Annotated in this window: 5 protein-coding genes; all 5 read left to right on the top strand. The window is 65.8% G+C overall.

Annotation, left to right across the window (positions count from 1 at the left end):
• Window positions 1-460 precede the first annotated feature (460 nt).
• The 5 genes from R1L06_RS18540 (at window position 461) to R1L06_RS18520 (ending at window position 9,482) form a co-directional block, all read left to right on the top strand.
• On the top strand, window positions 461-1,846 hold the full coding sequence (locus R1L06_RS18540) for an NAD-dependent succinate-semialdehyde dehydrogenase (RefSeq protein ID WP_317218434.1): 1,386 nt from the start codon (window positions 461-463) through the stop codon (window positions 1,844-1,846).
• Between the two features lie 63 nt (window positions 1,847-1,909).
• Window positions 1,910-3,550: an acetolactate synthase large subunit gene (locus tag R1L06_RS18535; protein WP_317218433.1), complete on the top strand. Its 1,641-nt coding sequence runs from the start codon at window positions 1,910-1,912 to the stop codon at window positions 3,548-3,550.
• 350 nt (window positions 3,551-3,900) lie between these two features.
• The gene (gene lysS / locus R1L06_RS18530) at window positions 3,901-5,412 is read left to right on the top strand and encodes a lysine--tRNA ligase (protein ID WP_317218432.1); all 1,512 of its coding nucleotides are present in this window, start codon (window positions 3,901-3,903) and stop codon (window positions 5,410-5,412) included.
• Between the two features lie 205 nt (window positions 5,413-5,617).
• Complete coding sequence (gene rpfG / locus R1L06_RS18525) at window positions 5,618-6,757, top strand: cyclic di-GMP phosphodiesterase response regulator RpfG (protein ID WP_006364528.1); 1,140 nt, start codon at window positions 5,618-5,620, stop codon at window positions 6,755-6,757.
• 1 nt (window position 6,758) lies between these two features.
• Window positions 6,759-9,482, top strand: coding sequence for a response regulator (locus tag R1L06_RS18520; RefSeq protein ID WP_317218431.1), 2,724 nt, complete (start codon window positions 6,759-6,761; stop codon window positions 9,480-9,482).
• The last annotated feature ends 2 nt before the right edge of the window (window positions 9,483-9,484 follow it).

Raw genomic sequence — 9,484 nt, 5'->3', positions numbered from 1 at the left:
GCTTGGCAGCCGCATCCATGCGGCTGACACCCCGCACTCCGACACCGCCCCGCCTTTGACAGTTTCTCGTGATCTGGTAGATCCACGCCATGCGTGGATGGTTTTCGATCTCAATTGGAGATATTTGATTCCGAAAGAGATTCAGCCACGAATGACGTGGATCTACTGTGGCGACCGACTTGCGTCTAGGGCAGAGCCCCCTGAGTCAGGGGTCGGCCGCGAAGCGGCGGGGGTCTGGGAGCTGGTAAGTGGGGCCCGCGGTTCGCGTAGCGAAGCGTGGGAGCGGCAGCGCGCATGCGATGGCGCGTACCCAGGGCGCAGCCCTGCCAAGAGCTCCCCATTCAGGCAGGTAAGTGCAGGTCACAGGATAAGCAGACGCCTTGTTGCCTCCGCCAATCGGGTCCACATTCCTGTGCAGGAGACGGGCCGCCGCCCGTTGTCGAGACACCAGGAGACCTGCATGTCCGCTGCCCCCACCACCGCCATTTCCCGCGATCCGGCCACCGGCCAGCAGATCGCCAGCCATCCCTTCGCCACCGACGCCGAACTGGAAACAATCCTGGATCGCGGCCAGGTTGGCTTCGCGGCCTGGAGCGCCAGGAGCCTTGAACAGCGTGCAGACGTACTGCGTGCGATGGCGGTGGTACTGCGCCGTGACCGTGAAAAGCTGGCCGCGCTGGCCACCGCCGAAATGGGCAAGGTCCAGGCCGAGTCGCTGGCCGAGATCGAGAAGTGCGCCGTGCTGTGCGACTGGTACGCCGACCACGGTGCGCAGTTCCTGCGCGACGAACCGACCCAGGTGCCCGACGACAAGGCATACGTGTCCTACCTGCCGCTGGGCGTGGTGCTGGGCATCATGCCGTGGAACTTCCCGTACTGGCAGGTGATGCGCGCGGCGGTACCGATCCTGATGGGCGGCAACGGCTTCCTGCTGAAGCCGGCCGAGAACATCGTCGGTACCGCGCAGCTGCTTGACGCCGCCTGGCGCGACGCAGGCCTGCCGGAAGGCACCTTCATCGCCGCCAACATCAGCCGCGACGGCACCAGCCGCGCGATCGCAGATGATCGCATCGCTGCGGTCACCCTGACTGGCAGCGTGGCCGCCGGCCGCAGCATCGCCGCCCAGGCCGGGCAGGCGCTGAAGAAGGTGGTGCTGGAACTGGGCGGCTCGGATCCGTTCATCGTGCTGGCAGATGCCGATCTGGACGCTGCGGTCGATGCCGCCGTGGCCTCGCGCTTCCAGAACACCGGGCAGGTCTGCATCGCCGGCAAGCGCATCATCGTCGAAGACGCGGTCTACGACCGGTTCGTGGCGCAGTTCTGCCAGAAGGTGCAGGCGCTGACCATCGGCGACGGCCGTGAAGCCGGCAACCGTATCGGCCCGATGGCACGCCAGGACCTGCTGGAACAGCTGGACGCGCAGGTACGGGCCTCGGTGGACGCGGGCGCGAAGCTGCTGGTCGGCGGCCATCAGCTGGATCGCCCAGGCGCGTTCTATGCCCCCACCGTGCTGGCGGACGTGGAGCCGGGCATGCAGGCTTTCGATACCGAGACCTTCGGTCCGGTTGCCTCGATCAGCCGCGCCCGTGATGCCGATCATGCGGTGGAACTGGCCAACCAGAGCGAGTTCGGCCTCAGCGGCAACCTGTGGACCGGCGACCGCGCACGGGCCATGCAGTTGGCGCGCCGGCTGCAGACCGGCGGCGTGTTCGTCAACGGTTTCTCCGCCTCTGACCCGCGCGTGCCGATCGGTGGCGTGAAGAAGAGCGGCTTCGGCCGTGAGCTCTCGCACTTCGGCATCCGCGAATTCGTCAACGCGCAGACGGTGTGGTTCGACAAGCGTTGACGCGCAGCTTCCATCCTTCCTGCAACGATCCATCATCAGTCCAGCGAAAAGGACGGCATTCCAATGTCCAAGGGTTCAGATCTGCTCGTCGCCGCGCTTGAGAACGAAGGCGTCGAGCGTATTTTCGGTATTCCCGGCGAAGAGAATCTCGACGTGGTCGAGTCGCTGCGCCATTCCAGCATCGAGCTGGTCATCACCCGCCACGAACAGGCGGCCGTGTTCATGGCGGCCACCTATGGCCGCCTGACCGGCAAGCCGGGCGTGTGCCTGGCCACGCTTGGCCCGGGCGCGCTCAACTTCACCACCGGTGCCGCCTACGCGCTGCTTGGCGCGTGGCCGGTGATCATGATCACTGGCCAGAAGGGCATCGTCGCCAGCAAGCAGGCACGCTTCCAGATCGTCGACATCGTCAGCACGATGAAGCCGCTGACCAAGCAGGCGCGGCAGATCGTGTCGGCGCGCACCATTCCGACCATCGTCCGCGAGGCATTCCGTACCGCGCTGGAAGAGCGCCCGGGCCCGGTGCTGCTGGAGCTGCCCGAAGACATCGCGGCCGATGAGGTCGGGGACGTAGCGCTGATTCCGCCGCACGCGGTGGATCGTCCCATTGCCAGTCCGGAAGCACTGGACCGCGCGGCGGAGATCATCCGCAACGCCAAGCGCCCGCTGCTGATGATCGCCTCGGCGGCGTCGCGGCCGCAGTCCAGCGAAGCGTTGTCGGCATTCGTGCTGCGCGCGGGTATTCCGTTCTTCACCACGCAGATGGGCAAGGGTGCGGTGGCCGGTGGTTCGGGCCTGTACATGGGCACCGCCGCGCTGACCGAGCGCGACTACGTGCACATGGCGATCGACCAGGCCGACGTGATCGTGACGATCGGCCACGAGGTCACCGAGAAGCCGCCGTTCGTGATGCGCCCGGGTGGGCCGACCGTGATCCATATCGGCTATTCGCAGGCGGCGGTGGAGCAGGTGTACTTCCCGCAGGTGGAAGTGATCGGTGACATCGGCCGTTCGCTGACCCAGCTGGCCGACCGTATCGAAGGTGCAGTGCCGAACGCCGACGCGCTGCTGCCGCTGCGCACTACCATTCTGGAACACCTGGCTGACCGTGCCGAGGAAGCTGGATTCACCCCGCAGCGGCTGGTGCACGACGTGCGCCAGGTGATGCCGCCGGACGGCATCGTGGCCCTGGACAACGGCATGTACAAGATCTGGTTTGCGCGTAATTACCGCACCCAGGTGGCCAATACGCTGCTGCTGGACAACGCGCTGGCGACGATGGGCGCGGGCCTGCCGTCGGCGATCATGGCCTCGATCCTGTACCCGCAGCGGCGGGTGCTGGCGGTGTGCGGCGATGGCGGATTCATGATGAACAGCCAGGAGCTGGAGACCGCGCGTCGGCTGGGCCTGAACCTGGTGGTGCTGATCCTCAACGATGGCGCCTACGGGATGATCCGCTGGAAGCAGGCGGTGGATGGCTTCACCGACTACGGCATGACGTTCAGTAACCCGGATTTCGTGAAGTATGCGGAAGCCTATGGCTGCAAGGGGCATGAGGTGACGGCCATCGAGCAGTTCATCCCCACGCTGGCGGCGGCGTTCAACGAGGGTGGGGTGCACCTGGTATCGGTGCCGATCGACTACTCGGAGAACCAGCGGGTGCTGGTGGACGAGCTGCGGCAGGCGTTCCCCGGGAACGGTTGACGCCTACCGGGGCATCGGTTCCCCGGAATCCGGTAGGTGTCGACCTTGGTCGACACACGGACCGCCAACCAAGGTTGGCGGCTACCAGAGCGGCGGGCAGCGGACCTGGCAGGTGTCGACCTTGGTCGACACGATGGAGCGCCAACCAAGGTTGGCGGCTACCAGGCGGCGGGCAGTGGGCCTGGTAGGTGTCGACCGTGGTCGACACGCGGACCGCCAACCAAGGTTGGCGGCAACCGGGCAGCGGGCCGGGGCCCGGCCCAGGGCTGGGGCGGGGCGGTTTTGGTATGCTGGGCAACCGGCTGTGCCGGGCGCAACATCCCCCCTCACTACACGATTCCCGCAGATCCATGAGCGAAGCTACCGATACCCCCCCCGTTGACGAAAACAAGTTGATCGCCGAGCGCCGCGAGAAACTCAAAACGCTGCGTGGGCAGGGCATCGCGTACCCGAACGACTTCCGTCGCGAGGACTTCGCCGGCCGCCTGCAGGAAGAATTCGCCGACGCCGAACAGTGGACCGCCGAGGCTCTGGAAGGCAACGGCCGCCAGGTGAAGATGGCCGGCCGCCTGATGGCCAAGCGCATCATGGGCAAGGCCAGTTTCGCGCAGATCCAGGACGAGTCGGGCCGCATCCAGCTGTTCCTGCAGGGCACGGTGCTGGGCGATGCCTACACCGCCTTCAAGGGCTGGGACGTGGGCGACATCATCGCCGTCGAAGGCGGCCTGACCCGTACCAAGACCGGCGAGCTGTCGGTCAAGGCCGAATCGATCCGCCTGCTGACCAAGTCGCTGCGCCCGCTGCCGGACAAGTGGCATGGTCTGGCCGACGTCGAGCAGCGCTACCGCCAGCGCTATGTCGACCTGATCGTGACCCCGGAGTCGCGCGCGGTGTTCATCAAGCGCTCGAAGATCATCCGCGCCATGCGCGCGTGGCTGGACAACCGCGACTTCCTCGAAGTCGAGACGCCGATGATGCATTACATCCCCGGCGGCGCGGCGGCCAAGCCGTTCACCACCCACCACAACGCGCTGGACCTGGACCTGTACCTGCGCGTGGCGCCGGAGCTGTTCCTCAAGCGCCTGACCGTGGGTGGCCTGGAGCGCGTCTACGAGATCAACCGCAACTTCCGCAACGAAGGCGTCAGCACCCGCCACAACCCGGAATTCACCATGATGGAGCTGTACGAGGCCTACGCCACGTACAACGAGATCATGGACCTGACCGAAGGCGTGATCCGTGACGTGGCCACGACCGTCAACGGTTCCACCGAAGTCGAGTGGGATGGTGCCAACATCGACCTGGGCCCGGCGTTCCGCCGCTGGCGCATGGATGAGGCGGTGCGCCACCACAACCCGGAAATCTCCGCTGCCGACTGCACCGACCGCGAGGCGCTGCTGCGCCATTGCGAGCGCTTGAAGATCCGCGTCAAGCCGTCTTACGGCTGGGGCAAGCTGCTGCTGGAGATCTTCGAAGCCACCGTCGAGCACACCCTGATCCAGCCGACCTTCATCACCGACCATCCGGTGGAGGTCTCGCCGCTGGCCCGTGCCAACGACAACGATCCGGGCTACACCGACCGCTTCGAGCTGTTCGTCAACGGCAAGGAGCTGGCCAATGGCTTCTCCGAGCTGAACGACCCGGAAGACCAGGCCCAGCGTTTCCAGGCCCAGGTGGCCGCGAAGGAAGGCGGCGATGACGAGGCCATGCACTACGACGCCGACTACATCCGTGCGCTGGAGTACGGCATGGCACCAACCGGCGGCCTCGGCATCGGCGTCGATCGCCTGGTGATGCTGCTGACTGGCAGCAGCTCGATCCGTGACGTGCTGCTGTTCCCGTACATGCGTCCGGAGCAGTAAGTCGTCTTTTTGACTCCTGTTTGTGCGCGCCGTCGCGAAATGAGACGGCGCGATTGACGCCTCCCGCACTCGGCGTATCGTTAATGCACTACCTTGACGTCTGTTGTGGCTTGATCGGCGCCAGGGGGAGTGCGCACTGTGGAGAGTCCGCTTCACAATGTGATGACGATCATGAACCGGGACGCATGACACGGGAGTCAGGCCGATGCAGGGTGCGAGCGTTCGCAGCGGCAGGGTATCCTCGCCTGCTGATGATCCAGCATGGTCGAGAAACCAGGCAGAGTACGCGTTGAACATCGTCATTGTTGACGACCAGACGTCCGCCCGGACGATGCTGCGTCACGTCATCGAAGATATCGCGCCGGAACTGAGCGTGTATGACTTCGGTGATCCGCTGACCGCATTGGCTTGGTGTGAGGCGCATCCGGTCGACCTGCTGCTGCTCGATTACCGCATGCCGGAAATGGACGGGCTGGAGTTCGCCCGCCGTTTCCGTCGCCTGCCCAAGCATCGCGACATTCCGGTGATCCTGATCACCGTGGTCGGCGACGAGCCGATCCGTCAGGCGGCGCTGGAAGCCGGGGTCATCGACTTCCTGGTCAAGCCCATCCGTCCGCGCGAACTGCGCGCGCGCTGCTACAACCTGTTGCAGCTGCGCCAGCAGACCGAGAACGTGAAGCAACGCGCGTTGTCGCTGGAGCAGCGCTTGCTGGCCAGCATGCACGAGGTCGAGGAACGCGAGCGCGAGACCCTGTCGCGGTTGGCACGGGCGATCGAGTTCCGTGATGCCGGCACCAGTGCTTACCTCGAACGCATGGCGCGCGTGGCAGGGCTGATCGCGGAGCAGCTGGGCCTGCCCGAAGACGACGTGCGCCTGATCGAGATGGCCGCGCCGCTGCATGACATGGGCAAGATCGCCATTCCCGATGCAGTGCTGCTCAAGCAGGGCAAGCTCAACGACGAGGAGCTGGCGATCATGCGCCGGCACCCACGCATCGGCCATGAGCTGCTCAGTGGCAGCCAGAACCGCTTTATCCAGGTCGGCGCATTGATCGCGCTGCGCCACCACGAACGTTACGACGGCAGCGGCTACCCGGATGGGCTGGTCGGTGAGGCGATTCCGCTGGAAGCGCGCATCGTCGCCGTGGCCGACGTCTTCGACGCACTCATCTCACCCCGTCCGTACAAGGAAGCATGGACCATGGAAGCCACACTGGCCTATCTGTATGCCCAGCGTGGCCGCCTGTTCGATCCACGCTGCGTGGATGCGCTGATGCGCGGCCACCAGCAGTTGATGGATATCTGCGCCCAGCACTCGACGGCATCGACGCGACCGGGTGGGTGACATGCAGGACCTGTTCGCACGCGTGAGGCGTCGGCTGGCGCAGCGTCCGGATTCGGAACATGGCCAGGCGATCGTGCGGGTGGTGCTGATCTCGCTGATCCTGGTCTATGTGCTGCTGTCCGGTGCGCGCCTGCACCGTCTGGAGCAGTACCAGGGCGTGCTGGCGACGGTACTGACCGGATTGGTACTTTCGCTGCTGCTGTTCGGTTGGCTGCTGTGGAAGCCGGAGCGCTCCGATCCGCGACGGGTGGCCGGGATGCTGGCCGATTACGGCCTGATCGCGGTCGGCATGATCCAGATGGGTGAGCCGCTGGCGTGGGTGTATGCGGTGGTGATGTGGGTCACGGTGGGCAACGGCCTGCGCTTCGGGCCGCGTTACCTGGCCGCTGCCATCGTGCTGGCGATGGTCAGTTTCGGCACCACCGTGCTGTTGACCCCTTACTGGCAGGCCAACCTGGGGCTGGCCATTTCCCTGTGGTTGGGGTTGCTGGCAGTACCGTTGTGCTGCTCTTCCCTGCTGCGCCGAAGGATGCGACATCCGACCATGGATACGACTCCCGCCGCTGGCTCCGACAAACGCTCGCTGCTGGCACGCTTCAAGCAACGCCTGTCCGGGCGCGAGGACAGCGAGCACGCGCAGAACCTGATCCGCATCATCATCACGGCGCTGTTCATCAGCTATCTAGGCTGGCGCTCGCTGAGCGGCGGCGGTGAGGCACTGACTGCGACGTGGCTGATCCTCGCCTTCGAGCTGACCATTTCCGCCGGCCTGCTGACCGCGATCCTGGTCAATCCGGGTGTGTCGCATGTGCGCCGGGTGATCGGCATGCTGACCGACTACACCTGCATGGCCTGGATCATGACCATCCAGGGTGAGCCGGCGGCACCGCTGTATGCGGTGATGCTGTGGGTCACGATCGGCAACGGCATGCGCTACGGCAGCACCTACCTGCGCGTGGCCACGGCCATGGGCTGCCTGGCCTTCCTGTGCACGGTGATGCTGTCGCCGTACTGGCGCGGCCACGACTATCTGGGCTGGGGCCTGCTGCTGGGCCTGGGCGCGATTCCGCTGTACTTCGATTCGCTGCTGCATGCCTTGACCCGGGCGGTGGCAGAGGCGCGCCAGGCCAACGAAGCCAAGAGCCGTTTCCTGGCCAACATGAGCCATGAGTTCCGCACGCCATTGAACGGGCTGGCCGGCATGACCGAAGTGCTGGCCACCACCCGCCTGGACGACGAACAGCGCGAGTGCCTGAACACCATCCAGGCCTCGACCCGCAGCCTGTTGGCGCTGGTGGAAGAGGTGCTGGACATCTCCGCGATCGAAGCCGGCAAGGTGCGCGTGGAGTGGCACGAGTTCGCGCTGGCCGACGTGCTGCAGGCGATCAACCTGATCCTGACCCCGCAGACCCGCTCCAAATCGCTGGACTATCGCGTGCAGGTGGATGACAACGTGCCGCCGCGCCTGCTGGGTGATGCCGGTCATCTGCAGCAGATCCTGCTCAATCTGATGGGTAACGCGGTCAAGTTCACCGACAGCGGCTACGTGCATCTGCGCGTGTCCAGCCCCGATGTGCTGGGTAGCGAGCGGATGCGCCTGCGATTCGAGATCGTCGACAGCGGCATCGGCGTACCGGTGGCGCTGCGCGGCCGGCTGTTCAATGCCTTCGAGCAGGGCGATGTCGGCCTGGCCCGCCGCCATGAAGGCACCGGTCTGGGCACCGCCATTGCCAAGGGCCTGGTCGAGTCGATGGGCGGGCAGGTCGGTTATGCGCCGAACAGCCCGCGCGGCAGCGTGTTCTGGGTCGAGATCACGCTGGACGTCGCAGACACCTCATCAGCCCCGGCGGTTCCGTCCGAGGTGGCTGAAGCCGGCAATGTCATCGCGTTTTCCAATCCCTTCCTGCGCCATCGTGCGCGGGTGCGCAGCCTGCAGGTGCTGGTGGCCGACGACCACGAAGCCAACCGCATGGTGCTGCAGCGGTTGCTGGAGAAGGCCGGCCACAAGGTCACCTGCGTCAATGGCGGCGCCGAAGTGCTCGATGCGTTGGAGCAGGCCAGTTACGACGCAGCGATCGTCGATCTGCACATGCCCGGCATGAGCGGACTGGACCTGCTCAAGCAGTTGCGGGTGATGCAGGCCAGTGGCATGCCTTACGTTCCGGTCATGGTGCTGAGCGCAGACGTCACCCCCGAGTCCATCCTGCGTTGCGAGCAGGCCGGTGCCCGCGCCTTCCTTGCCAAGCCCGTGGTGGCCACCCGTCTGCTGGAAGTGCTGGCCGATGTCGCCGCCAACACCCGCGCCGAGTCCGGCATCCAGTCGGTGCCGGCATTGCCGGTTGGCGATGGCGTGCTCGATACCGCGGTGCTGGACGAGCTGGCGTCGCTGGGCATGGGCGATGGCTTCGAACGCAAGTTCATCGACCAGTGCCTGGCGGACGTCGACGCGAGCATGGGCCAGCTGCAGGGCTGCGGCGAGCACCAGGCCTGGGAGGATTTCCGCGAGCACGCACACGCGCTGCGCGGTGTGGCGAGCAACCTGGGGCTTGTCCAGGTTGCCGCCTCCAGTGGCGAAATCATGCGCATGGCGGACTGGCAGCTGAAGGGGGAATGGAACGCCCGCCTCGGCAGCCTGGCGACCGCACTGCGCAACGGCAGGAATGCGTTGGCTGCCCGTAGTGCGGGAGCATCGCACCGTGACGACAGCGAGCGCAGCCCGTCCTGAAC

Source organism: Stenotrophomonas mexicanensis, assembly GCF_032911605.1.
Lineage (GTDB): Bacteria > Pseudomonadota > Gammaproteobacteria > Xanthomonadales > Xanthomonadaceae > Stenotrophomonas > Stenotrophomonas maltophilia_A.
The sequence above is the reverse complement of the archived record's forward strand: the minus strand, read 5'-3'. Positions and strand labels throughout refer to the sequence as shown.